Source organism: Nonomuraea sp. NPDC005983 (assembly GCF_040614375.1).
Classification (GTDB): Bacteria; Actinomycetota; Actinomycetes; order Streptosporangiales; family Streptosporangiaceae; genus Nonomuraea.
In genome coordinates this window covers 14184-35574 of sequence record NZ_JBEXUP010000055.1, presented here as the reverse complement: position 1 = coordinate 35574, position 21391 = coordinate 14184, and the positions used below count along the sequence as shown (strand labels likewise).

Genomic DNA, 21391 nt, shown 5'->3' with positions numbered 1-21391 from the left:
GCCTGGTGCAGGCCGGGCCGGGGTCAGGCGCAGGCGGCGCGGACGACGTCCGCCAGGCGTTCCGCGACCTTGGTGGCCTGGTCCTCCGAGGAGGCCTCGACCATGACGCGGATCATCGGTTCGGTGCCGCTCGGCCTGATCAGGACGCGGCCCGTCTCCCCGAGCTCCGCCTCGGCCTCAGCCACGGCCGCCGTGAGCTCGGACGCCGTGGACTTGGCCCTGTCGACGTCCTTGACGTTGATCAGGATCTGCGGCAGCGGGGTCATGACGGCCGCCAGCTCCCTGAGCGACCTGCCCGAGGCCGCCACCACCGACAGCAGGTGGAGCGAGGTGAGCAGGCCGTCGCCCGTGGTGGCGTGGTCGAGCAGGATGACGTGCCCCGACTGTTCGCCGCCCAGGTTGTAACCGTCGGACTTCATCCGCTCCAGCACGTAGCGGTCGCCCACCGCGGTCTCGATCACGTTGATGCCCGCGTCGCGCATCGCCAGCTTGAAGCCCAGGTTGGACATCACGGTCGCGACCACGGTGTCCTTGGCCAGCGTGCCCTCAGCGTGCATGGCGGCCGCGAGGATCGCCATGATCTGGTCGCCGTCGACGATCGCGCCCGTGTGGTCGACCGCGAGGCAGCGGTCGGCGTCGCCGTCGTAGGCGATGCCGAGGTCGGCGCCGCGCGAGACGACGATCTGCTGCAGCTTGTCGAGGTGGGTGGAGCCGTGCCCGGCGTTGATGTTGAGGCCGTCGGGCCTCGCGCCGATCGCCTCGACCCTGGCCCCCGCACGCACCAGCGCTTCAGGAGCCACCATGTGGGCGGCGCCGTGGGCGCAGTCGACGACGATGTCGAGGCCGTCGAGCCTGCCGTCGATGGAGGTCAGCACGTGCGAGATGTAGCGGTCGGCCTCGCCGTACGCGTCGCGGACGCGCCCGACCGCCGAGCCGACGGGAAAGCTCCATTCCTCGCCGAGCCGCCGCTCGATCTCGTCCTCGACCGCGTCGGACAGCTTGAAGCCGCCGCGCGCCAGGAACTTGATGCCGTTGTCGGGCGCCGGGTTGTGCGACGCCGACAGCATGACGCCGAGGTCGGCGCCGAGCGCGGACGTGAGGTGGGCGACGGCCGGGGTGGGCAGCACGCCGAGGCGCAGCACATCCACTCCGGACGACGCGAGGCCGGCGACCACAGCGGCCTCGAGAAACTCTCCCGAGGCACGCGGGTCCCGGCCTACGACCGCTACCGGACGGCGCCCGGTAGCGGTGAACGCGCCTGCATCGCCGAGGACGTGAGCCGCCGCGACCGAGAGGTCCATGGCGAGCTCGGCGGTGAGGTCGCGACCCGCGACCCCACGTACCCCGTCGGTGCCGAAAAGGCGCCCCAATTTAGCGCTTGCTGTACTGCGGAGCCTTACGGGCCTTCTTGAGGCCGTACTTCTTCCGCTCCGTGGCGCGGGCGTCACGGGTGAGGAAGCCGGCCTTCTTCAGCGGCGGGCGGTTGACCTCGACGTCCAGGATCGCCAGCGCGCGGGACAGGCCCATGCGGAGCGCGCCCGCCTGGCCGGTCACGCCACCGCCGTCGATGCGCGCGATGACGTCGAAGGCCTCCTCGGCCCCGAGCACCACGAAGGGCTCGTTGACGATCTGCTGGTGGACCTTGTTCGGGAAGTAGACGTCAAGCGAACGACCGTTGATCGTCCACTTGCCGGTGCCGGGGACGATGCGCACGCGGGCGATCGCCTCCTTGCGGCGGCCGGTGCCGTACGAGTTGCCCGTGGTGACGGGCTTACGCACGGGAGCGTCAGCGCTGGCGGTGGATTCGGTGGTGTACTCGGACGGGAACTCCTCGCCGGAGTAGTCCTCCAGCTCGGCCTCGACGGCCGTCTCGACACCGGTGGGCTCAGCCACGGTTCTCCTCTAACTCTTTCGAACTACTACTGGGCGATCTGGGTGATCTCGAACGGCACCGGCTGCTGGGCCTGGTGCGGGTGCTCGGAACCCGCGTAGACCTTCAGCTTCTTGGCCATCTTCCGGCCGAGGGAGTTCTTCGGCAGCATGCCCTTGACGGCCTTCTCGACGGCCTTGTCGGGCCGCTTCTCCATGAGCTCGCCGTAGCTGACGGAACGCAGACCGCCCGGGTAGCCCGAGTGGCGGTACGCCTTCTTCTGCTCAAGCTTGTTGCCGCTCAGCGCGATCTTGTCGGCGTTGATGACGATGACGAAGTCACCGGTGTCGACGTGGTTGGCGAAGATCGGCTTGTGCTTGCCGCGGAGCAGGGTCGCGACGTGGCTGGCCAGCCGGCCCAGCACGACATCGGTCGCGTCGATGACGTACCACTGACGCTGGACGTCGGCGGGCTTCGGTGAGTACGTGCGCACGGTCGTAGCCTTCTTTATGCTCGCGTCTTCGGCGCTGTCGGATGTGACAGCTACATTGGTCGGTCGGTGCGGGCACACGACGGCCCGGACCTTCCGTCTCCCCGCCCGAATGGGTCGCTGATGGGAGATGACGCCGGACGCGCCGCGCATCGGTCACGCAGGACCTATGCACACAACGAACGATTAGGCTACCTGCCCTAACGGGTGGTGGTCAAAAGACCGGTAACCCGCGTCGAGTCTACCTGACATAGAACGGTTCGATTTCGGTTCCCTGGGACCCCTTCTTCACCAGGACCTCTCCTCTCTATCGTGGGCTCCGGCATGTGGCAGAGCTTTCTCAACCGGCACACCCAGCGGAGCGCAAGGCGCCGGAACCATCTGGGGGCCCTCGCCTGCCTCATGGCCGCCCTGTTCACGGGCGTGCTGCTCGGACGGCTGTCCGACACGGCCGAGCCGACCGGCCACGTCTACCTCAACGAGACCGCCCCGCCCGCGGCCGCGCTGAAGGCCGTGCCGACGCCCAAGAAGTCGCAGCAGCACGCCGGCCGGGTGGCCAGGGAGATCACCACAGCCGTCCCGCGCGGCAGGGTGACGTCCAAGCCGACCAGACGTCCAACGGGCGAGGTGCCCGGCTTCACCGCGGAGGACCCCACACAGGTGCTCGGCGGGCAGCCCGTCGAAGCGCTTCCGGCGATGGCGTCCCAGGTCGTCACGCTCACCAACACCGCCAGGGTCGAGCAGGGATGCCGTCGGCTCAGGGTCGATTCCAGGCTCACCCGCTCAGCCCGTACGCACTCGCTGGAGATGGCCCGTACCGGCCGGTTCTCGCACGACTCCCCCGACGGCTCCTCGCCGTGGGACCGGATGGAGCGCGCCGGGTACGGCCTGGGCGCCGCCGAGAACATCGGACGCGGTTACTCGTCCCCCCAAGAGGCGGTGGACGCCTGGCTCGCCAGCCCCGACCACCGGAAGAACATCCTCAACTGCCGGCTCGGCACGATCGGGGTGGGCGTCGTGACCGGGCCCGGCGGGCCGTGGTGGACGCAGGACTTCGGTTATCCCTGAGCCGCCTCGCGATAGTGTCACCCGCATGGGTTTTCCCGAGGAAGGCGAGTCCAGCACGCAGAGCGTCCCCCGCCGCTCCCGTAAGGACCGCGACAAGACCAAGGAGCCTCGCGACAAGGCCAAGGAGCCTGCCGCCCCCCGAGCCCAGACGTGGAGCCCCTACGCCGAAGGCAAGCGCTCCCGCGGCCCGCTCTGGTTCGCGATCGGCGGAGTGGCGGTGCTGGGCCTGCTCGGCGCCGGCCTGTGGGTGATGTGGAACGCCGATGGGCCGCAGTCGGCGGAGACCGAGGCGAGCCGGCCGTCGTCCGCGCCGCTCCCGACGACGCCCCCCGGCAAGTACGGCTTCGCGGAGAACCGGTCGACCGACCCGGAGCCGCTCACGGTCAAGGAGCTGTTCCCGACGAAGAAGCTCGCCTTCGAGGGCCGCTCGTACGAGATGACGGTCACCGGCAAGGCCAAGAAGTGCGCTGACGTGGTGATCGGCGACAAGCTCCAGAAGGCGCTCAAGAAGGCCAAGTGCACCCAGCTGGTACGCGCCAGCTTCCGCGACAAGGGCGGCAAGGTGATCGGCACCGTCGGCGTCGCCAACCTCAGCACCGCCACGAACGCGGGCAAGGTGGCGGCCATCGGCGACCAGAAGAACTACGTCAAGCCGCTGGCCGGCAAGGACTCCGTCACCAAGCTCGTCGGCACGGGCAGCGGCGGCACCAAGGTGTGGACTCACGGCCACTACGCCGTGATGGTCTGGGTGCAGACCAAGGACGGCACGAAGCCCGACAAGAAGGGCACCAAGCGACTCTTCGAGGCGGTCGACGACTTCACCAAGGCGAGCGTCTTCAAGGCCCTGGACTCCCGGACCCTGACCGGCTACCCGGCCTGAACTCGGTCTTTCGACGAGTTAGGAGGGCAAACAGGGCTGCCGATCCGGCCGGGAACGCCCATACCGGCATGACGATCTCGCCACTCTCGCTAGGCTCGCCCTTATGCGGGGACCTGGGTCTGAGCACGAGCGTAGGGAATCCGACGGCTCGGCCACACCGGCGACGCCGCCGCCGAGCTTCGGCCAGCAGCCGCCGACCGATCAGAACGTTCCACAACCGGACGTCGACCCGCCGGGCAGCGAGCCTTCCGGCCCGCCGCCGTTCGAGGCGTGGTCCCCCGGCGCGTGGCGGGACGTCCCCCAGACCAGCCCGCCCGAGCCCGAGCCCGGTGAGGGCACTCTCCCTGCCTTCCCCGGCGCGCAGCCATGGGAGGTCTCCGAGGACGACGCCGCCCCGTACGACTGGTTCGCGGACGCCCCGGGCGAGTCCGCCCTTCCGCCCGCCGGCTGCCCGGTCGTCAACCACGACCACCCGCAGGTAACCGCCGCGGCGACGCCCGCCGACGCCTGGGCGCCCCCTGGCTCTCCCCCATGGGAGCCGCCTCCGGCCTTCACCGCGGCGGCAGCAGGCATGCAGGTGTGGCCCCCGGGCGGCCCGCCCACCACGCCGCCGTGGCCGGCCGCCACCGGCGAACTCGACCCCGACACCGAGGACGAGCCCGCGTCCGGCGCCCCCGCCGCCGAAGCCACGCCTGCGGCACCGCAGCCGCGGGACCCGTACGCGACGACACCACGACAGGCGCGCTGGAACGCCACCGCGCCGGAAGACACCGACCCGAACCCGACCCCACCACGTCAGACCGGCTGGAACACCACAACGCCGGAAGACACCGACCCCAACGCGACCACACCACGACAGACCGGCTGGAACACCACCACACCGGAAGACACCCACCCGGCCCCGACCGCACCACGTCAGGCGGGATGGAACGCCACAGCGCCGGACGACACCGACCCCAACGCGACAGCGCCGCACCAGCTCGTCCCGAACATCCCCGCGCCCCAGCAACCCGACCCCAACGCCACCGCGCCGCACTCCCTCAACGCGGGCCCGCCGCCCTTCGGCGCAGTCACGAAGGGTTCACCGCCCTCCGACAGCACGCCTCCGTCGCTGTTCGACCCCAACGTCCAGGCGCGTCCGGCCGAGCCCGGAGACGTGCCGGTGTGGCCACCGCTGCCCGCCCACGAGTCCCCTCAGAGCGACCGACTCCCAGAGCTGCCGTTCGGCGCGGACATCTGGAGCGGGAAGTCCACCCAACCGGCCACCCGCACGCCACTGGCCCTCCCTCCGGCCCTCGGCGACCAGCCCACCCCGCCGCACGGCGGCCCCGCCTTCCCGCCGGGCGCGTTCAAGCAGCCGCAGTTCCAGCTCCCGCCTCCCGCCCCCCAGCGCGGCAGAAGCAGGAAGGCCCTGCTGGTCACGCTCGGCGTGCTGGCGATGGCCGGAGTCGCCACCGGAGGCTTCTTCGCCTACAAGGCGACGTCCAGCGCTCCGAGCGCCTCGCCCGCCAAGTCCCAGGCCGCCGCCCCCACGTCCACCGCCTCCCCTTCCACCAGCCCGCCCCCGGAGCAGCCGAGCGCGTCCATGCTGAACTCCGAGGAGACGGACCCCAAGAAGTTGTCACTCACCGAGGCCTTCCCCCAGAAGAAGATCCAGGCGGCGGGATCGGCGTTCAACAGGGTCAAGACGAACCTGGCGACGAACTGCGGCCAGGCGGCCGCGGGCCCCTTCGCCGACGCGCTGCGGGACCAGAAGTGCAGCCGCGTGCTGAGGGCGACCTACGTCGACTCCAAGAAGCGGTACGCGGTGACGACCGGCATCGCCGTCCTTCCCACCAGGGAGGCCGCCATCGAGGCCGACCAGGCGAAGAACCTCGGCCGCAACCTGTGGTTCCGCGCGCTTCCGGCGGCGGCGGGCACGGGCGGCGACCGCGTCCACATCGCGGGCGGCTACGCGGCCGGGCTCGTCTGGGGGCGCTACATCGTGTTCAGCTACGCCACCTACGCCGACGGGCACACTCCCACGTCCAAGGAGAAGGCCCTCAGCAAGTTGAGCAGCGCCTTCCGCGACCAGATGTCCCTCGTCCTGGAACGCCGCCTCGCCAAGGGCTGACCCTCTGGCGGGAGCCCGCCAGGGCCTCCGTCAGAGCGTCCGGACCCGGCGGGTGAGGGCGGCCCGTGTCGCCAGTTCCTCGTCCGGCGGATACGTGACCTCTTCCAGGCAGAGCCCGTGCGCGGGCGCCACGTGCACACCCGAGTCCCGTACGGCGCGCGTCAGCACCTCGCCCGGCCACTCCACCGGCCTGCGCCCGTCACCGGCGGCCAGCAGCGACCCCACCAAGGCCCGCACCATCGAATGGCAGAACGCGTCGGCCACCACCGTGGCGACCAGGACCCCGTCGTCATCGCGCACCCACTCGAGCCGCTGGAGCTCCCTGATCGTGGTCGCTCCCTCGCGCTTCTTGCAGAACGCCGCGAAGTCGTGCTCACCCAGCAGCCGCGCGGCGGCCGCGTTCATCGCGTCAAGGTCGAGCGGCCGGTTGTGCCAGACCACCTCGCGCCGCCGCAACGGGTCCACGCCGCCAGGCGCGTCGCTCACCCGATAGGCGTACCGGCGCGACATCGCACCGAACCGAGCGTCAAAGCCCTCAGGAGCGACTGTGACGCGATGAATCCGCGCATCCGGGTCAAGCACCCCGGCCAGCCGTCGCACCAGCGCAGCAAGCCGCTCACCCACGTCCAGGGGCAACTCCTCGCCCGCGCCAGGCCCTTCACCCGTTGGGGTGTCCCCACCGGACAGACCATCCGCCGAAGCGTCCCCACCAGGCACACCGTTCCCTGGAACGCCTCCGCCACCGCCCAGGGCACCAGCACCCGCGGCAAGGCCGTTCGCGGCGCCCCACGTCCCGGAAGCGCCCATCGCGAACCCACCCGCACCGCTTGCTACGGCTCCCCCCGCCTCGCAGGCACCACCGCCGGCACCGCTCACCCCGCCGGCACCAGCGGTGACACGACTCCCCGAAGCACCACTGACGGCGGCTACCTCCCCCTCGCCGGCACCACCTGCCTCGCCGAGGACGGTGCGAACGGCAGCGCGGCGGTTGCGGTCCAGTTCGGCCAGGGCCGACACCGGCAGGTCCACGTGCGCCACCTGCCCCCGGGCGTGGACGCCCGCGTCGGTGCGCCCCGCCACCGTCAGCATGGGCGGCTCGGGCAGGCGCAGGATCTTGCCGAGGGCCTCCTCGATCTCCCCCTGGACCGTCCGCTTCCCAGGCTGGCGGGCCCACCCTCTGAAGTCCGTCCCGTCGTACGCGAGATCGAGGCGGAGCCGTACCACGATCATCCTCCTGAAAACTCAGCAGCCCAGCACAACCGGGCCGGTGAAATGCGAAACGGGCCCGGAGCCCCCGCGAGGGGGCCGGACCCGTTCCTGGTGGCCTGACGGATCAGGCCTCGTCCTTCTTCGCCTCGCCACCCTCAGCGGCCGGGGTCTCCTCGGCGGCCTCGGCGACCGGGGCCTCAGCAGCCTCAGCGGCCGGAGCCTCGGGAGCCTCAGCAGCCGGGGCCTCCTCGGCGGCGGGCGCCGCAGCGGCGGCCGGAGCCTCGGGGCGGGAGACGCGGACCGCGTTCAGCGGCTCGGTCACCAGCTCGATGACCGCCATCGGGGCGTTGTCGCCCTTGCGCGGCCCGACCTTGGTGATGCGGGTGTAGCCGCCAGGACGCTCGGCGAACGTCGTCGCGATCTCGGTGAACAGCTGGTGGACGACGCCCTTGTCCTTGACGACGGTCAGCACCTGGCGACGGTTGTGGATGTCGCCCTTCTTCGCCTTGGTGATCAGACGCTCCGCCAGCGGGCGGAGCCGCTTGGCCTTGGTAACCGTGGTGCGGATCTTGCCGTGGCGGAACAGGTCCGTGGCGAGGTTCGCCAGGATCAGCCGCTCGTGCGCCGGGCTGCCGCCAAGGCGTGCGCCCTTGGTGGGCTTGGGCATTGCGCTCTCCTTGTGAGTTAACCCGCCCCGGCCGTGCCAGGTACCGGAGTCGGGCCGGACGCACCTGTCAGGTGCGGTCCGTTCCTGTCACCCGCGCCGGGCGGCTGGGCCGCCTGGCGCGGGGGCTCGCGAGGGATCTCGCGGAAATCAGTACTGCTCGGTCTCGACGTACGCGCTGTCGTCGTCGTCGTAACCGGCGCCGGCCACCGCGCTCGGGTCGAACCCGGGCGGGGAGTCCTTGAGCGCCAGCGACATCTCGTGCAGCTTCTGCTTGACCTCTTCGATCGACTTGGCGCCGAAATTCCTTATGTCGAGCAGGTCCTGCTCGCTGCGGGCGACGAGCTCACCCACGGTGTGGATGCCCTCGCGCTTGAGGCAGTTGTAGGAGCGAACGGTCAGGTTCAGCTCCTCGATCGGCAGTGCCAGGTCGGCGGCCAGGGCGGCGTCGGTCGGCGACGGGCCGATGTCGATGCCCTCGGCCTCGACGTTGAGCTCACGGGCCAGGCCGAAGAGCTCGACGAGCGTCTTACCGGCGGACGCCACCGCGTCGCGCGGCTTCATGGCCGGCTTGGTCTCGACGTCGAGGATCAGGCGGTCGAAGTCGGTGCGCTGCTCGACTCGGGTCGCCTCGACCTTGTAGGTGACCTTGAGCACCGGCGAGTAGATCGAGTCGATCGGAATACGGCCGATCTCCTGGCCGGGCTGCTTGTTCTGCGCGGCGGAGACGTAGCCGCGACCGCGCTCGACGGTCAGCTCCATCTCCAGCTTCGCCTTGCCGTTCAGCGTGGCGATGCGCAGCTCGGGGTTGTGCACCTCGACACCGGCCGGAGGCGCGATGTCGGCGGCGGTGACCTCACCCGGGCCCTGCTTGCGCAGGTACATCACGACCGGCTCGTCGTGCTCGGACGAGACGACCAGTTCCTTGAGGTTCAGGATGATGTCGGTGACGTCTTCCTTGACCCCGGGAACGGTCGAGAACTCGTGCAGCACACCCTCGATCCGGATGCTCGTCACGGCCGCGCCCGGAATGGACGACAGCAGCGTGCGGCGGAGCGAGTTGCCGATGGTGTAACCGAAGCCCGGCTCCAGCGGCTCGATAACGAACCTGGAACGGGTGTCGTCGATGGACTCTTCGAGAAGAGTCGGACGCTGAGCGATCAGCATGCGGGTTCTCCCCCTGTCGTGTGGCGACCGCTATATGACGCCACTCCGATAAACAGCTTAGTTCGGGTACAGCGCACTGCTGTACCCGAACTATGAGTGACTACTTGGAGTAGTACTCAACGATGAGCTGCTCCTGGACCTGGGTGTCGATCTGCTGCCGGACGGGCAGCTGGTGCACCAGGACGCGGAGCTTCTCCGGCACGACGCCCAGCCAGGCCGGAACCGTGCGCTCGCCGGCGGTGGCGCGGGCCACCTCGTACGGCAGCAGGTTCCGCTTGGACTCGCGGACCTCGATGATGTCGTGCTCGCGCACGCGGTACGACGGGATGTCGACCTTCTTGCCGTTCACCGTGATGTGGCCGTGGCGGACCTGCTGGCGAGCGGCGTCGCGCGACTGGGCGAAACCGGCGCGGTAGACCACGTTGTCGAGGCGGCTCTCCAGGATCTGGAGCAGGACCTCACCCGACTTGCCGGTCTTGCGGCTGGCTTCCTCGTAGTAGTTGTGGAACTGCTTCTCGAGGACGCCGTAGATGCGACGGGTCTTCTGCTTCTCGCGAAGCTGAAGCTGGTACTCGGACTCCTTGGGGCGTCCGCGGCCGTGCTCACCCGGCGGGTAAGGACGGATCTCGATGGGGCACTTGGCGGACTCGCACTTGCTGCCCTTGAGGAAGAGCTTGGTCTTCTCGCGACGGCAGAGCTTGCAGTCCGCGCCCGTGTAACGAGCCATTTCTCAATATCTCCTGGGGATCAGACGCGGCGGCGCTTCGGCGGACGGCAGCCGTTGTGCGGAACCGGCGTGACGTCCTGGATCGAGCCGACCTCGAGACCCGTGGCCTGGAGGGAGCGGATCGCGGTCTCACGGCCGGAGCCGGGACCCTTGACGAAGACGTCGACCTTGCGCATGCCGTGCTCCATGGCCCGGCGGGCGGCGTTCTCGGCGGCCATCTGAGCGGCGAACGGGGTGGACTTACGGGAGCCCTTGAAACCCACGTGGCCGGCGCTGGCCCAGGAGATCACGTTCCCGTTCGGGTCGGTGATCGAGACGATCGTGTTGTTGAACGTGCTCTTGATGTGGGCGTGCCCGTGAGCGACGTTCTTCTTTTCCTTGCGGCGCACCTTCTTCGGCGCACCCTGGCGGCTCTTAGGAGGCATCCTTTGCCTTCACTCCTGAGGTGTTCGGTCCTGCGGCTGCGCGGACTACTTCTTACCGGGCTTCTTCTTGCCGGCCACGGTCTTCTTCTTGCCCTTGCGGGTGCGCGCGTTGGTCTGCGTGCGCTGACCGTGGACAGGCAGCCCCTTGCGGTGCCGGATGCCCTGGTAGCAACCGATTTCGATCTTGCGACGGATGTCGGCCTGGACCTCGCGGCGCAGGTCACCCTCGATCTTGAAGTTCGCCTCGATGTAGTCACGCATCGGGACGAGCTCAGTGTCGGTGAGCTGGTGCACGCGGATGTCGCCGCTGACACCGGTGGCCTGGAGAATCTCCTGGGCCCGGGTGCGGCCGATTCCGTAGATGTAGGTGAGAGCGATCTCCAGCCGCTTCTCGCGGGGGAGGTCGACGCCAACCAGGCGAGCCATGGTCGGGCATTCTCCTTCACTTTGGCGGAGGTCTTGCGCCTCACTACCCCTCCCCATGCCCGGGGTGAGGGCCCCGGCCTCCGACCGGGGGTCTCCTGGGTGGTACGACTTGCGCCGCCTGCCCAGGTGTGACGCGCGATTACTGACTCAGGCTTCTCATGCGTCGAGCCCGCACCCTGCTGGGGCGGACTCGGAGAAGCCTTGCGGCGACTAGCCCTGGCGCTGCTTGTGGCGCAGGTTGTCGCAGATCACCATGACGCGACCGTGCCGGCGGATCACCTTGCACTTGTCACAGATCTTCTTGACGCTCGGCTTTACCTTCATAGTCCTTCGTGTTCCTCAGACGTCTTACTTGTATCGGTAGACGATCCGCCCACGACTGAGGTCGTAGGGGCTCAGTTCCACGACCACCCGGTCGTCAGGCAAGATTCGGATGTAGTGCATCCGCATCCGTCCGCTGATGTGGGCCAGGACCTTATGGCCGTTGTCGAGCTGCACCCGGAACATGGCGTTCGGGAGCGACTCAACCACAGTGCCCTCGATCTCGATGGCGCCGTCTTTCTTGGCCAAAATCCCTCGCGTTTCACTGATCGGTCGTCTGAGGCTCCGGTTCACTAAGCAGCCGCGACTTCACGCTTCGAAGAGAGCGGCGATCTGCAAGGACCGCCGACGCGTGATAGTCATAGTGAGCCGACTAAGGAGTGTACGACACCTGAGCCCAAAACGCGAAAGCGCGTGCCAGGTGTCCTGACACAACCATGAGCCAGTTTACCCCAACCTGTCACCGCGCTCCGCCATTCCCGCAAGGACCGGCAAAGCAGCCCGCAGGACCTCGCGGCCCAAGACGCCGCTCCCCCGTCGACGCTCACTGCAGGAACAAGGCCGCACCAGCGGAAACGGGCCACCCCGCCCGTAGAGGGGACCAGCCAGAGGCCCGCGGGCGCACACCACATGCCCCTAGGAACGCTGACGGACTCGCGAGAACAAGTGACGCGCCTGCGGGAACGGTCACCCGCTCGCGAGAACGGGTCAGGCGCCTGCGAGAGGCGATCACACACTCACGGAGCGCCAGCGGGCACGGTCACGCGCCCGCGGCAACCACGAGAGCCGACCGCCGCCGCCCGACCGTCCGATCGCCATCCGAAACGACGGGACCGCACGGCGCCGGCCACCACACGTACCCGAGCTTCGGGGTCGACTCCTTGCCGTACCACTTCGTGTAGACCTCGCCGTGCGACGCGTACGTGGAGCCGAACGTGTAGGCCTTGCGGTTGCTGGAGTACAACTTGCCCCAGTTGTGCACCTGCTCGCCTGAGCCGCGCTCGACGCGTTGGCGGCGGTGGGGGCGACGGCCGTAAGGAGCCTACGCATGTCGTTTCTTCCGGGAGAGCGGTGCTTTCGACACCACTCACGCTAGGAAGAAGCGTTCATCCCTTCTGCGGAGGAATGCACACAGTGCACTCCTCCACACAGCGGCAGTTCACGGCCGCTTGCCGGGCGCGTTCCCGAAGATCGTGCTCATCAGCAGCACCACGCCCCACGGACCCATCACCCAGAGCGGCCACGGGTAGATCATGTGGCCGCTCGTGATACTGACGATCAACCAGATCGCCCAGTTGATGGAGCTCGCCGCTGCCCAGGCTCCCCAGGCCGCGCGCATGCCGGGGTGCATGCCCGCTTTCGGCACGGGTGTGGGGGCGACCTTGGCGGGCCTGGCGCGCAGGTCCACGTCGGGCAGGTCGGCGGTGAGCCTGGCCAGTTCGCCGTAGGTCTTGGTCTTGTAGAGCTGCTCCAGCCGCTCGTTGAACTCGTTCATGGTGATGCGGCCGTCGGCGGTGTGCTCGCGGAGTATGGCGGCCACCCGGTCGCGGTCGACGTCGGAGGCACGCATCTCGGGGCTCTGCGCCATACCCACCACTCCTGGCTAGTTCTGCAGTTGGGCGAGGCGCTCTTTGCCCCCGTCGAGGGCGGTTAGCACCCAAGGTCCATTATGTGTCACCGCGACGCTGTGCTCGAAGTGTGCCGACGCCTTGCCGTCGACGGTGACGACCGTCCAGTCGTCGGCCAGCACGCGGGTGCGCTCGGTGCCGAGGTTGACCATCGGCTCGATCGCCAGGCACATCCCGACCTCCAGCGCAGGGCCTCTTCCTGGCCTGCCGTGGTTGGCGATCCACGGGTCCATGTGCATCTCGGTGCCGATGCCGTGCCCGCCGTACTCAGGCGGAATGCCGAAGCGTCCCTGCGACTTGACGTACCGCTCCACCTCGTGGCCGATGTCGGACAGGTGGCGTCCGGCGCCGAGCGCGGCGATCCCGCGCCACATGGCCTCCTCGGTGATCCGCATCAGCTCGGTCAGCTTCGGATCCACCCCCCCGACGGGCACCGTGACGGCCGAGTCGCCGTGCCAGCCGTCGAGGATGGCCCCACAGTCGATCGAGATGATGTCGCCCTCACGGAGCTTGCGGGCGTTCGTCGGGATCCCGTGCACGACCTCGTGATTGACCGACGCACAGATCGACGCGGGAAAGCCCTGGTATCCCTTGAAGGACGGGATCGCGCCCTCGTCCCTGATCGCCTTCTCGGCGATCACGTCGAGGTCGAGCGGCGTCATGCCGGGCTCCACTGAGCGCGCGAGCAGGTCGAGCGTACGCCCGACCACCAGACCGGCCGCGCGCATCTTCTCAAGCTGCTCCGGCGACTTGATCTGGATTCCGTGTCGGTTCTTCTTGAACATTCTTTCGGCACCCCCCGGGGTTTGAACGGGCCGACATGGGAGCCCAATTCCCCCACAATAGCCGCGAGGTGGCACGGAATACCGTGCCACCTCCGCAGTACGTCGGCAGAACTATCCCATGTAGGGGCGAATCGCCTCCATGGCGCGCGTGGTGATCTCCTCGACCGGACCGGTCGCGTCGACGCCCACCAGGATGCCCTCATCGGCGTAGTACGAGACCAGCGGCGCGGTCTGCTCCTGGTAGACCTCCAGGCGGTGCCTGACGGTCTCCTCCTTGTCGTCGTCACGCTGGAACAGCGTGCCGCCGCAGGCGTCGCACCGATCGTCCTGCTTGTCGTCGAACTCCACGTGCCAGATGCGCCCGCACTGGCTGCAGGTACGCCGCCCCGCGAGCCGCCTGACCACTTCGTCGTCGTCGACGACCAGCTCAAGGACCAGGTCGAGGGACTGGCCCCACTCGTTGAGCATCTTCTTGAGAATCTCGGCCTGCGGCACGTTTCTCGGGAAGCCGTCGAGCAGGAAACCGTCCTGCGCGTCCTCCTCCGAGAGACGATCGCGGACCATCGCGATCGTGACCTCGTCAGGCACCAGGTCGCCGCGGTCCATGTAGGTCTTGGCGAGCTTGCCGAGTTCCGTGCCGCCGGAGACGTTGGCACGGAAGATGTCACCTGTCGAGATCTTCGGGATGGACAGGTTCGACGCGATGTACTGGGCTTGTGTCCCCTTACCCGCTCCGGGGGGCCCGACAAGAACGAGACGCACTACCGCAGGAAACCTTCGTAGTTGCGCTGCTGCAGCTGGCTCTCGATCTGCTTCACCGTATCAAGGCCGACGCCAACCATGATCAGAATGCTCGTCCCTCCGAACGGGAAGTTCTGGCTCGCACCGGACACCGCCAACGCGACGATCGGGATCATGGCGATCAGACCCAGATAGAGCGCGCCAGGCGCGGTCAGACGGGTGAGCACGAAGTTCAGGTATTCAGCCGTCGGCCGGCCCGGGCGGATGCCCGGAATGAACCCACCGTACTTCTTCATGTTGTCAGCGACTTCAGCGGGGTTGAACGTGATGGACACGTAGAAGTACGTGAAGAACACGATCAGGAGGAAGAACGTGCCCATGTAGATGGGCGTGTCACCCTTGACGAGGTGCTGCGAGATCCACTGCACGACCGCGTTCGGGTTCTCGGCGTTCGCGAACAGCGAGGTCAGCAGCTGCGGCAGATAGAGCAGCGAGGACGCGAAGATGACCGGGATGATGCCGGCCTGGTTGACCTTGAGCGGGATGTAGGTGGACGTGCCGCCGTACATCCGGCGCCCGACCATCCGCTTGGCGTACTGGACGGGAATGCGCCGCTGCGCCTGCTCGACGAAGACGACCGCGGCGATCATGAAGACGCCGACGACCATGACGACCGCGAAGGTGAACTTGTTCGCGGAGAAGATGTTGGCCAGCTCGGACGGGAAGACCGCGACGACCTGGGTGAAGATCAGAATGGACATGCCGTTGCCGACACCCCGGTCGGTGATCAGCTCGCCCAGCCACATGATCACGGACGTACCCGCCGTCATGATGATGACCATCGTGACGATCATGAAGACGTTGTCGGGGTCGAGCAGAACGTCCCGGTCGCAGCCCTGGAAGAGCTGGCCGGAGCGCGCGAGCGCGATGAACGCCGTTGACTGGAGAATGCCGAGACCGATGGTCAGATACCGCGTATACTGCGTGATCTTGGTCTGCCCGGCCTGGCCCTCCTTCTTGAGCGCCTCGAGCCTGGGAATGACCACGACGAGCAGCTGCAGAATGATGCTCGCGGTGATGTAAGGCATAATGCCCAGCGCGAATACCGACAGCTTCAGGAGCGCGCCGCCGCTGAACAGCTGCACCATCCCGTAGATGTTGCCGTTTTGGCCGTTGCGGACCTGATCGAAACAGGCCGCAATGTTCTGGACGTGGACGCCCGGGGTCGGAAGTACCGAACCCAGCCGGAACAGCGCGATGATGCCCAGCGTGAAGAGCAACTTCTTGCGCAGGTCCGGGGTCCGGAACGCCCGGGTAAACGCGGTCAGCACGGTCCCTCCTGCGCGCCTATGAGGCGATGTGAGTATGCAATGGTGCGGGGATCTGCCATCTGAAGTATCAGGTCATACGAGCCGGACAGATGCCTGCCGTCTCGCGAACTCTAACGCACTACGGGCGTGGGGGCCCATTGTCGGAGCCCCCACGCCTCGTAATACCTCTTACAGCTCGGTAACGGAGCCACCGGCCGCGGCGATCTTCTCCTTCGCGGCGGACGAGAAGGCGTGCACCTTCACGTCGACCGCGACCGAGATCTCACCGGTGCCCAGCACCTTGACGAGCTGGTTCTTGCGAACAGCACCCTTGGCGACCAGGGCCTCGACGGTGACCTCGCCACCCTCGGGGAACAGCTCGCTGATCCTGTCGAGGTTGACGACCTGGTAGGTCGTCTTGAACAGCGCGTTGGAGAAGCCCTTGAGCTTCGGCAGACGCCTCTGCAGCGGCACCTGGCCACCCTCGAAGCCGAGGGGAACCGTGGTACGGGCGCGGCTGCCCTTGGTGCCGCGACCGGCCGTCTTGCCCTTGGACGCCTCGCCGCGACCCTTGCGGATCTTGGCCTTGTTGGCGCCGGGGGCCGGACGCAGGTCGTGAATCTTGAGCGGAGCCTTGTCAGTCATGACTAGTCGACCTCTTCCACCTCGACGAGGTGCGTCACCACGGAGACCATCCCGCGAATCTCGGGCCGGTCCTCCTTGACGACGACGTCGCCGATTCGCTTCAGGCCAAGCGAACGCAGCGAGTCACGCTGGTTCTGCTTGCCACCGATCTTCGAGCGAACCTGAGTGATCTTCAGGCGTGCCATGACTAGCTCACCGCCTTGGCCGCCGCAGCCTCGGCGAGACCCTCGGCGCGAGCCTTGAGCATCCGGGCCGGAGCGACGTCCTCGATCGGCAGGCCGCGGCGGGCGGCGATCTCCTCGGGCCGGGACAGGCCCTTCAGAGCGGCCACCGTGGCGTGCACGATGTTGATCGGGTTGTCGGAGCCGAGCGACTTCGAAAGCACGTCGTGGATGCCGGCGCACTCCAGGACCGCGCGCACCGGGCCGCCGGCGATGACGCCGGTACCGGCCGAGGCCGGACGCAGGAAGACGACACCGGCCGCCTCCTCGCCCTGGACCGTGTGCGGGATCGTGCCCTGGATCCGAGGCACCTTGAAGAAGTGCTTCTTCGCCTCTTCGACACCCTTGGCGATGGCCGCGGGGACTTCCTTGGCCTTGCCATAGCCGACGCCGACCAGGCCGTTGCCGTCACCGACGACAACCAGGGCGGTGAAGCTGAAGCGACGACCACCCTTCACGACCTTGGCCACTCGGTTGATCTTCACTACGCGCTCGATGTACGAGACGCCCTTGTCGGCGGCGCCACCGCGGCGATCGTCACGACGGTCCCGCCGCTCGCCACCGGTGCCGCCACCGCGACGCGGAGCTGCAGCCATCAGTGGTTCCTCATCTCAGTAGCCATTAGAACTCGAGCCCGCCTTCGCGAGCGCTGTCCGCCAGGGCGGCGATGCGCCCGGCGTAGCGGTTGCCACCGCGGTCGAAGACGACAGCGGTGATCCCGGCATCCTTGGCCCGCTGAGCGAGGAGCTCGCCGACCTTCTTGGCCTTTTCGGTCTTGTCCGCCTCCAGCGCGCGCAGCGAGGCGTCCATGGTGGACGCGCTCACCAGCGTGTGGCCGACCGTGTCGTCCACGATCTGCACGAACAGGTGACGGGTCGAACGGTTGACGACCAGGCGCGGACGCGCGGCCGTGCCGACGACGTTCTTGCGGACGCGGCGGTGACGGCGGGCCCGCGAGAGCGTGCGGGCAGCCGTGTGCTTGCTGAACGCAGTCTTCGGAGCCATGCCTACTTACCAGCCTTTCCGACCTTGCGGCGGATCTGTTCGCCCTGGTAGCGAACGCCCTTGCCCTTGTACGGGTCGGGCTTGCGCAACTTGCGGATGTTGGCCGCGACCTCGCCGACCTTCTGCTTGTCGATGCCGTCGACGTGGAACAGGGTCGGCTTCTCGACGCGGAAGGAGACGCCCTCGGGAGCGTCGACGATGACCGGGTGGCTGAAGCCCAGCGAGAACTCCAGCTGCGTCGGCCCCTTGGCCTGGACGCGGTAACCGACGCCGACGATCTCCAGGGTCTTGGAGTACCCCTGGGTGACGCCCTGCACCATGTTGGCGATCAGCGTCCGGGACAGGCCGTGCAGCGCACGGACCTTGTTCTCGTCGTTGGGTCGGGTGACGGCGATGGCGCCGTCGTCGTCACGAGCCACGGCGATGGGCTCGGCGACCGTGTGAGAAAGCGTGCCCTTCGGGCCCTTGACCTGGACATCCCGGCCGGTGATCGTGATGTCTACGCCACTGGGCACAGGGATGGGCAGCCGTCCGATTCTCGACATGCTGTGTTCCTCCCCTCTACCAGACGTAGGCGAGGACTTCCCCGCCCACACCACGCTTGCCGGCCTGCTTGTCGGTCATGAGACCGGCGGACGTCGAGATGATCGCGACGCCCAGCCCGCCCAGGACTCGAGGCAGGTTGTCCTTCTTCGCATAGACCCGCAGACCGGGCTTGGACACCCGGCGCAGGCCCGCGAGCGAACGCTCACGGGTTGGCCCGAACTTGAGCTCCACCACGAGGTTTTTTCCAACCTTGGCGTCCTCGACGGACCAAGCCTGGATATAACCCTCCTGCTGGAGGATCTCGGCGATGTGCGCCTTGATCTTCGAGTACGGCATCGACACGCTGTCGTGGTACGCCGAGTTCGCATTACGCAGACGCGTGAGCATGTCTGCGATCGGGTCGGTCATCGTCATGGCCAGTGGCCTTCCTCGCCGCGGTTTCACTGCCAGCGAAGTCCAGTGCCTCAGCACTGCTCTGCCGGTGGACCTTCGGCGCGGTCATCGGGACTCTCGTCGAGAGCCCCTGGGTTTGACATTTCTATCGATATGTACGGCTCGCAGCCGCCTAGGGGGCGACAAGTGGCCGCCCCCTAGGGTAACTACCAGCTGGACTTGGTGATGCCAGGCAGCTCGCCCCGGTGCGCCATCTCGCGGAAGCACACGCGGCACAGGCCGAACTTCCTGTAGACGGCGCGCGGGCGCCCGCAGCGCGAGCAGCGGGTGTACGCGCGAACCTCGAACTTGGGCTTACGCGCTGCCTTGGCGATCAGCGACTTCTTCGCCATGTCAGGCCTCCTTGAACGGGAAGCCGAGGAGCTTCAGCAGCGCCCGGCCCTGGTCGTCGTTCTTCGCGGTGGTCACGATCGTGATGTCCATGCCCCGCGGCCGGTCGACCTTGTCCTGGTCGACCTCGTGGAACATGACCTGCTCGGTCAGACCGAAGGTGTAGTTGCCGTTGCCGTCGAACTGCTTCGGCGACAGACCGCGGAAGTCGCGGATACGGGGCAGCGCCAACGACAGCAGCCTGTCGAGGAACTCCCACATCCGGTCGCCGCGAAGCGTGACGTGCGCGCCGATCGGCATGCCCTCACGCAGCTTGAACTGCGCGATGGACTTGCGGGCCCGGACGACGGCCGGCTTCTGACCGGTGATCGCGGTGAGGTCGCGGACGGCGCCCTCGATGAGCTTGGAGTCGCGGGCCGCCTCGCCGACACCCATGTTGACCTTGATCTTCACCAGGCCAGGGATCTGCATGACGTTCTCGATGCCGAAGTCCTCGCGAAGCTTGGCCGCGATCTCCTCGCGGTACTTCGTCTTGAGGCGCGGCGTCGGGCGCTCGGTCTCGGTGGTCGTGGCAGTCATCAGCTGTCCTCACCCGTCTCGTCGGCCTTGTCGGCCTTCTTGTCGGCGGGCTTGTCGTCCTTGAGCTTCTTCACGTTGCTCACGTGGATGGGGGCCTCCATGGTCTGCACGCCGCCGGTCTTGGCGCCACGCGGACCCTGGTTGGTCTCCTTAGAGTGCTTCTTGATCATGTTGACGCCCTCGACCACCACGCGGTCCTCCCGCGGGTAGGCAGCGATCACATGACCCTTGGCACCCTTGTCCTTGCCGGCGATGACCTGGACGAGGTCACCCTTCTTCACATGCAGCTTCGGCATTACAGCACCTCCGGGGCGAGCGAGATGATGCGCATGAACTTCTTGTCGCGCAGCTCGCGGCCCACCGGGCCGAAGATACGAGTGCCGCGAGGGTCGCCGCTGTCCTTGATGATGACGGCGGCGTTCTCGTCAAAGCGGATGTAGGAGCCGTCGGGCCGGCGGCGCTCCTTGACCGTGCGGACGATGACGGCCTTGACCACGTCGCCCTTCTTGACGCCCGTGCTGCCGGGCAGGGCGTCCTTGACAGTGGCGACGATGACGTCGCCGATACCGGCGTAGCGTCGGCCCGAGCCACCGAGAACACGGATGCAAAGGATCTCCTTGGCACCCGTGTTGTCGGCGACCTTGAGCCGCGACTCCTGCTGGATCACGTTAACTCCTGTTAGTCGCGCCGGTTCTCATCGCTGAGCCTGGCGGAACCCGTCGTTGTCTTGTTCCTCCGGCCACAGCTCCGCCTGGAGCCGCACCGCAGGCGACGGGCGAGCGGACGCTCGCCCGTCCTTGGACGCTGTCATGGGGGTGTCTCCACCCCCACGAGGCGCGGTATATCCGAGAGGGCCTACTTGGCCTTCTCGAGGATCTCCACGACCCTCCACCGCTTGGTGGCGGAGAGGGGGCGGGTCTCCATCAGCAGCACGCGGTCGCCGACGCCACAGGCGTTGCCCTCGTCGTGCGCCTTGTACTTGGTCGTACGGCGGATGACCTTGCCGTACAGACGGTGCTTGACGCGGTCCTCGACGGCGACGACGACGGTCTTGTCCATCTTGTCGCTGACGACCAGGCCCTCGCGGACCTTGCGGAAGTTCCGCGCGTCGGTGGTCTCGGTGGTCTCGGTCTCAGCCATCGCTCGTCTCCTTCTCGACCGTGACGATGCCGAGCTCCCGCTCGCGCATCACGGTGTAGATACGGGCGATCTCGCGGCGGACGGCGCGCAGCCGCCCGTGGCTCTCCAACTGACCGGTCGCTGACTGGAAGCGGAGGTTGAACAGCTCCTCCTTGGCTTCCTTGAGCTTCTGGACCAGGGTGTCCTGGTCCTCCACCCGCAGCTCGCCGGCGGTCAGGCCCTTAGCCATCACGCCTCACCAACTTCACGCTTAACGATCTTGCACTTCATGGGGAGCTTGTGGATCGCGCGAGTGAGTGCCTCACGGGCAATCGGCTCGGCAACGCCGGAAAGCTCGAACATGACGCGCCCCGGCTTGACGTTCGCGATCCACCACTCGGGCGAACCCTTACCGGAGCCCATGCGGGTCTCGGCCGGCTTCTTGGTCAGCGGGCGGTCAGGGTAGATGTTGATCCACACCTTTCCACCACGCTTGATGTGACGGGTCATCGCAATACGAGCCGACTCGATCTGGCGGTTGGTCACGTAGGAGTGCTCAATCGCCTGGATGCCGAACTCGCCGAACACGACCCTGGTGCCGCCCTTGGCGGCGCCACTGCGGTCGGGCCGGTGCTGCTTGCGGTGCTTGACCCTGCGCGGGATCAGCAT

31 protein-coding genes and 2 pseudogenes are annotated in these 21391 nt (G+C 67.6%); 3 read left to right on the top strand and 30 right to left on the bottom strand.

Annotated elements, in window-relative coordinates; genetic code table 11:
• Window positions 1–23: 23 nt before the first annotated feature.
• From glmM to rplM, 3 genes are read right to left on the bottom strand one after another with little or no spacing between them, the layout of a single operon-like run.
• On the bottom strand, window positions 24–1370 hold the full coding sequence (gene glmM / locus ABZ297_RS23810; RefSeq protein WP_355349997.1) for a phosphoglucosamine mutase: 1347 nt from the start codon (window positions 1368–1370) through the stop codon (window positions 24–26).
• A 1-nt stretch (window position 1371) separates the two neighbouring features.
• Complete coding sequence (gene rpsI / locus ABZ297_RS23805) at window positions 1372–1893, bottom strand: 30S ribosomal protein S9 (protein ID WP_350803906.1); 522 nt, start codon at window positions 1891–1893, stop codon at window positions 1372–1374.
• Window positions 1894–1919: 26 nt separating this feature from the next.
• Complete coding sequence (rplM, locus tag ABZ297_RS23800) at window positions 1920–2363, bottom strand: 50S ribosomal protein L13 (RefSeq protein WP_355349993.1); 444 nt, start codon at window positions 2361–2363, stop codon at window positions 1920–1922.
• A gap of 321 nt (window positions 2364–2684) precedes the next feature.
• Here rplM and ABZ297_RS23795 point away from each other — a divergent pair, with 321 nt between their 5' ends.
• The 3 genes from ABZ297_RS23795 to ABZ297_RS23785 all read left to right on the top strand — a co-directional run bounded on the left by ABZ297_RS23795 (window position 2685) and on the right by ABZ297_RS23785 (window position 6421).
• The gene (locus ABZ297_RS23795; RefSeq protein ID WP_355349990.1) at window positions 2685–3428 is read left to right on the top strand and encodes a CAP domain-containing protein; all 744 of its coding nucleotides are present in this window, start codon (window positions 2685–2687) and stop codon (window positions 3426–3428) included.
• Between the two features lie 25 nt (window positions 3429–3453).
• On the top strand, window positions 3454–4308 hold the full coding sequence (locus ABZ297_RS23790; protein ID WP_355349987.1) for a hypothetical protein: 855 nt from the start codon (window positions 3454–3456) through the stop codon (window positions 4306–4308).
• A 103-nt stretch (window positions 4309–4411) separates the two neighbouring features.
• Window positions 4412–6421: a hypothetical protein gene (locus tag ABZ297_RS23785; protein WP_355349984.1), complete on the top strand. Its 2010-nt coding sequence runs from the start codon at window positions 4412–4414 to the stop codon at window positions 6419–6421.
• 30 nt (window positions 6422–6451) lie between these two features.
• On the opposite strand, the pseudogene ABZ297_RS23780 reads toward ABZ297_RS23785, so the two are convergent.
• From ABZ297_RS23780 to rplP, 27 genes and pseudogenes are all read right to left on the bottom strand, one after another.
• A pseudogene (locus ABZ297_RS23780) lies at window positions 6452–7039 on the bottom strand (tRNA pseudouridine(38-40) synthase TruA); the annotation flags it as partial.
• Between the two features lie 393 nt (window positions 7040–7432).
• Window positions 7433–7651, bottom strand: a pseudogene (locus ABZ297_RS23775) (tRNA pseudouridine(38-40) synthase TruA); the annotation flags it as partial.
• 103 nt (window positions 7652–7754) lie between these two features.
• Window positions 7755–8297 carry a 50S ribosomal protein L17 gene (gene rplQ / locus ABZ297_RS23770; protein WP_355349981.1) on the bottom strand — a complete coding sequence of 181 codons (543 nt, stop codon included), beginning with the start codon at window positions 8295–8297 and terminating at the stop codon, window positions 7755–7757.
• A 147-nt stretch (window positions 8298–8444) separates the two neighbouring features.
• A complete protein-coding gene (locus ABZ297_RS23765; RefSeq protein ID WP_189126373.1) occupies window positions 8445–9461 on the bottom strand; it encodes a DNA-directed RNA polymerase subunit alpha in 1017 nt (338 codons plus the stop codon).
• A 100-nt stretch (window positions 9462–9561) separates the two neighbouring features.
• Window positions 9562–10188 (bottom strand): 30S ribosomal protein S4, encoded by a 627-nt coding sequence (gene rpsD, locus ABZ297_RS23760; RefSeq protein ID WP_350803914.1) that lies wholly within the window; start codon window positions 10186–10188, stop codon window positions 9562–9564.
• A gap of 20 nt (window positions 10189–10208) precedes the next feature.
• Window positions 10209–10613, bottom strand: coding sequence for a 30S ribosomal protein S11 (rpsK, locus tag ABZ297_RS23755; RefSeq protein ID WP_020542285.1), 405 nt, complete (start codon window positions 10611–10613; stop codon window positions 10209–10211).
• Between the two features lie 45 nt (window positions 10614–10658).
• Complete coding sequence (gene rpsM / locus ABZ297_RS23750) at window positions 10659–11039, bottom strand: 30S ribosomal protein S13 (RefSeq protein ID WP_350803915.1); 381 nt, start codon at window positions 11037–11039, stop codon at window positions 10659–10661.
• 210 nt (window positions 11040–11249) lie between these two features.
• Window positions 11250–11363: a 50S ribosomal protein L36 gene (rpmJ, locus tag ABZ297_RS23745; protein ID WP_003956441.1), complete on the bottom strand. Its 114-nt coding sequence runs from the start codon at window positions 11361–11363 to the stop codon at window positions 11250–11252.
• Between the two features lie 24 nt (window positions 11364–11387).
• Window positions 11388–11609: a translation initiation factor IF-1 gene (gene infA, locus ABZ297_RS23740; RefSeq protein ID WP_012887858.1), complete on the bottom strand. Its 222-nt coding sequence runs from the start codon at window positions 11607–11609 to the stop codon at window positions 11388–11390.
• Between the two features lie 511 nt (window positions 11610–12120).
• Window positions 12121–12342 (bottom strand): hypothetical protein, encoded by a 222-nt coding sequence (locus ABZ297_RS23735; protein ID WP_355349973.1) that lies wholly within the window; start codon window positions 12340–12342, stop codon window positions 12121–12123.
• Between the two features lie 177 nt (window positions 12343–12519).
• Window positions 12520–12948: a DUF1707 domain-containing protein gene (locus ABZ297_RS23730; RefSeq protein WP_355349970.1), complete on the bottom strand. Its 429-nt coding sequence runs from the start codon at window positions 12946–12948 to the stop codon at window positions 12520–12522.
• Between the two features lie 15 nt (window positions 12949–12963).
• Window positions 12964–13773, bottom strand: coding sequence for a type I methionyl aminopeptidase (gene map, locus ABZ297_RS23725; RefSeq protein WP_355349967.1), 810 nt, complete (start codon window positions 13771–13773; stop codon window positions 12964–12966).
• Between the two features lie 111 nt (window positions 13774–13884).
• Window positions 13885–14535: an adenylate kinase gene (locus ABZ297_RS23720; protein ID WP_355349964.1), complete on the bottom strand. Its 651-nt coding sequence runs from the start codon at window positions 14533–14535 to the stop codon at window positions 13885–13887.
• Window positions 14535–15845, bottom strand: a complete 1311-nt coding sequence (secY, locus tag ABZ297_RS23715) for a preprotein translocase subunit SecY (RefSeq protein WP_355349961.1) — start codon at window positions 15843–15845, stop codon at window positions 14535–14537. Before secY ends, ABZ297_RS23720 begins: the two co-directional genes overlap by 1 nt.
• A 168-nt stretch (window positions 15846–16013) precedes the next feature.
• Entirely contained in the window at window positions 16014–16469 is a 456-nt protein-coding gene (gene rplO, locus ABZ297_RS23710) for a 50S ribosomal protein L15 (RefSeq protein WP_350803922.1), read from the bottom strand.
• A 2-nt stretch (window positions 16470–16471) separates the two neighbouring features.
• Window positions 16472–16654 (bottom strand): 50S ribosomal protein L30, encoded by a 183-nt coding sequence (rpmD, locus tag ABZ297_RS23705; RefSeq protein ID WP_080043226.1) that lies wholly within the window; start codon window positions 16652–16654, stop codon window positions 16472–16474.
• A gap of 2 nt (window positions 16655–16656) precedes the next feature.
• Window positions 16657–17286 carry a 30S ribosomal protein S5 gene (gene rpsE, locus ABZ297_RS23700; protein ID WP_355349957.1) on the bottom strand — a complete coding sequence of 210 codons (630 nt, stop codon included), beginning with the start codon at window positions 17284–17286 and terminating at the stop codon, window positions 16657–16659.
• A 25-nt stretch (window positions 17287–17311) separates the two neighbouring features.
• Window positions 17312–17695 carry a 50S ribosomal protein L18 gene (gene rplR, locus ABZ297_RS23695; protein ID WP_355349954.1) on the bottom strand — a complete coding sequence of 128 codons (384 nt, stop codon included), beginning with the start codon at window positions 17693–17695 and terminating at the stop codon, window positions 17312–17314.
• Between the two features lie 2 nt (window positions 17696–17697).
• Complete coding sequence (gene rplF, locus ABZ297_RS23690) at window positions 17698–18240, bottom strand: 50S ribosomal protein L6 (protein WP_355349951.1); 543 nt, start codon at window positions 18238–18240, stop codon at window positions 17698–17700.
• Between the two features lie 16 nt (window positions 18241–18256).
• Window positions 18257–18655, bottom strand: a complete 399-nt coding sequence (gene rpsH / locus ABZ297_RS23685; protein ID WP_355349948.1) for a 30S ribosomal protein S8 — start codon at window positions 18653–18655, stop codon at window positions 18257–18259.
• 185 nt (window positions 18656–18840) lie between these two features.
• A complete protein-coding gene (locus tag ABZ297_RS23680; protein ID WP_350803927.1) occupies window positions 18841–19026 on the bottom strand; it encodes a type Z 30S ribosomal protein S14 in 186 nt (61 codons plus the stop codon).
• Between the two features lies 1 nt (window position 19027).
• A complete protein-coding gene (gene rplE / locus ABZ297_RS23675) occupies window positions 19028–19603 on the bottom strand; it encodes a 50S ribosomal protein L5 (protein ID WP_355349945.1) in 576 nt (191 codons plus the stop codon).
• Window positions 19603–19890, bottom strand: a complete 288-nt coding sequence (rplX, locus tag ABZ297_RS23670; protein ID WP_350803975.1) for a 50S ribosomal protein L24 — start codon at window positions 19888–19890, stop codon at window positions 19603–19605. Before rplX ends, rplE begins: the two co-directional genes overlap by 1 nt.
• Window positions 19891–19898: 8 nt before the next feature.
• Window positions 19899–20270: a 50S ribosomal protein L14 gene (rplN, locus tag ABZ297_RS23665; protein ID WP_026214151.1), complete on the bottom strand. Its 372-nt coding sequence runs from the start codon at window positions 20268–20270 to the stop codon at window positions 19899–19901.
• Between the two features lie 188 nt (window positions 20271–20458).
• Complete coding sequence (rpsQ, locus tag ABZ297_RS23660) at window positions 20459–20743, bottom strand: 30S ribosomal protein S17 (RefSeq protein WP_350803929.1); 285 nt, start codon at window positions 20741–20743, stop codon at window positions 20459–20461.
• A complete protein-coding gene (rpmC, locus tag ABZ297_RS23655) occupies window positions 20736–20972 on the bottom strand; it encodes a 50S ribosomal protein L29 (protein ID WP_138694754.1) in 237 nt (78 codons plus the stop codon). Before rpmC ends, rpsQ begins: the two co-directional genes overlap by 8 nt.
• Window positions 20972–21391, bottom strand: a complete 420-nt coding sequence (gene rplP / locus ABZ297_RS23650) for a 50S ribosomal protein L16 (RefSeq protein ID WP_049572692.1) — start codon at window positions 21389–21391, stop codon at window positions 20972–20974. Before rplP ends, rpmC begins: the two co-directional genes overlap by 1 nt.

Bases quoted from the DNA above. Each gene is read 5' to 3' on its own strand.
- rpsM (WP_350803915.1), bottom strand. From the start codon at position 11,039: ATGGCTCGCCTGGTTGGCGTCGACCTCCCCCGCGAGAAGCGGCTGGAG.
- ABZ297_RS23795 (WP_355349990.1), top strand. From the start codon at position 2,685: ATGTGGCAGAGCTTTCTCAACCGGCACACCCAGCGGAGCGCAAGGCGC.
- rplQ (WP_355349981.1), bottom strand. From the start codon at position 8,297: ATGCCCAAGCCCACCAAGGGCGCACGCCTTGGCGGCAGCCCGGCGCAC.
- ABZ297_RS23790 (WP_355349987.1), top strand. From the start codon at position 3,454: ATGGGTTTTCCCGAGGAAGGCGAGTCCAGCACGCAGAGCGTCCCCCGC.
- ABZ297_RS23765 (WP_189126373.1), bottom strand. From the start codon at position 9,461: ATGCTGATCGCTCAGCGTCCGACTCTTCTCGAAGAGTCCATCGACGAC.
- rplF (WP_355349951.1), bottom strand. From the start codon at position 18,240: ATGTCGAGAATCGGACGGCTGCCCATCCCTGTGCCCAGTGGCGTAGAC.
- rpsE (WP_355349957.1), bottom strand. From the start codon at position 17,286: ATGGCTGCAGCTCCGCGTCGCGGTGGCGGCACCGGTGGCGAGCGGCGG.
- rpmD (WP_080043226.1), bottom strand. From the start codon at position 16,654: ATGGCACGCCTGAAGATCACTCAGGTTCGCTCGAAGATCGGTGGCAAG.
- ABZ297_RS23730 (WP_355349970.1), bottom strand. From the start codon at position 12,948: ATGGCGCAGAGCCCCGAGATGCGTGCCTCCGACGTCGACCGCGACCGG.
- map (WP_355349967.1), bottom strand. From the start codon at position 13,773: ATGTTCAAGAAGAACCGACACGGAATCCAGATCAAGTCGCCGGAGCAG.
- rplP (WP_049572692.1), bottom strand. From the start codon at position 21,391: ATGCTGATCCCGCGCAGGGTCAAGCACCGCAAGCAGCACCGGCCCGAC.
- rpsD (WP_350803914.1), bottom strand. From the start codon at position 10,188: ATGGCTCGTTACACGGGCGCGGACTGCAAGCTCTGCCGTCGCGAGAAG.
- rpmJ (WP_003956441.1), bottom strand. From the start codon at position 11,363: ATGAAGGTAAAGCCGAGCGTCAAGAAGATCTGTGACAAGTGCAAGGTG.
- rplE (WP_355349945.1), bottom strand. From the start codon at position 19,603: ATGACTGCCACGACCACCGAGACCGAGCGCCCGACGCCGCGCCTCAAG.
- rpsQ (WP_350803929.1), bottom strand. From the start codon at position 20,743: ATGGCTGAGACCGAGACCACCGAGACCACCGACGCGCGGAACTTCCGC.
- rpsK (WP_020542285.1), bottom strand. From the start codon at position 10,613: ATGCCTCCTAAGAGCCGCCAGGGTGCGCCGAAGAAGGTGCGCCGCAAG.
- rplO (WP_350803922.1), bottom strand. From the start codon at position 16,469: ATGACTGACAAGGCTCCGCTCAAGATTCACGACCTGCGTCCGGCCCCC.
- rpmC (WP_138694754.1), bottom strand. From the start codon at position 20,972: ATGGCTAAGGGCCTGACCGCCGGCGAGCTGCGGGTGGAGGACCAGGAC.
- rpsH (WP_355349948.1), bottom strand. From the start codon at position 18,655: ATGACGATGACCGACCCGATCGCAGACATGCTCACGCGTCTGCGTAAT.
- ABZ297_RS23785 (WP_355349984.1), top strand. From the start codon at position 4,412: ATGCGGGGACCTGGGTCTGAGCACGAGCGTAGGGAATCCGACGGCTCG.
- ABZ297_RS23680 (WP_350803927.1), bottom strand. From the start codon at position 19,026: ATGGCGAAGAAGTCGCTGATCGCCAAGGCAGCGCGTAAGCCCAAGTTC.
- rplR (WP_355349954.1), bottom strand. From the start codon at position 17,695: ATGGCTCCGAAGACTGCGTTCAGCAAGCACACGGCTGCCCGCACGCTC.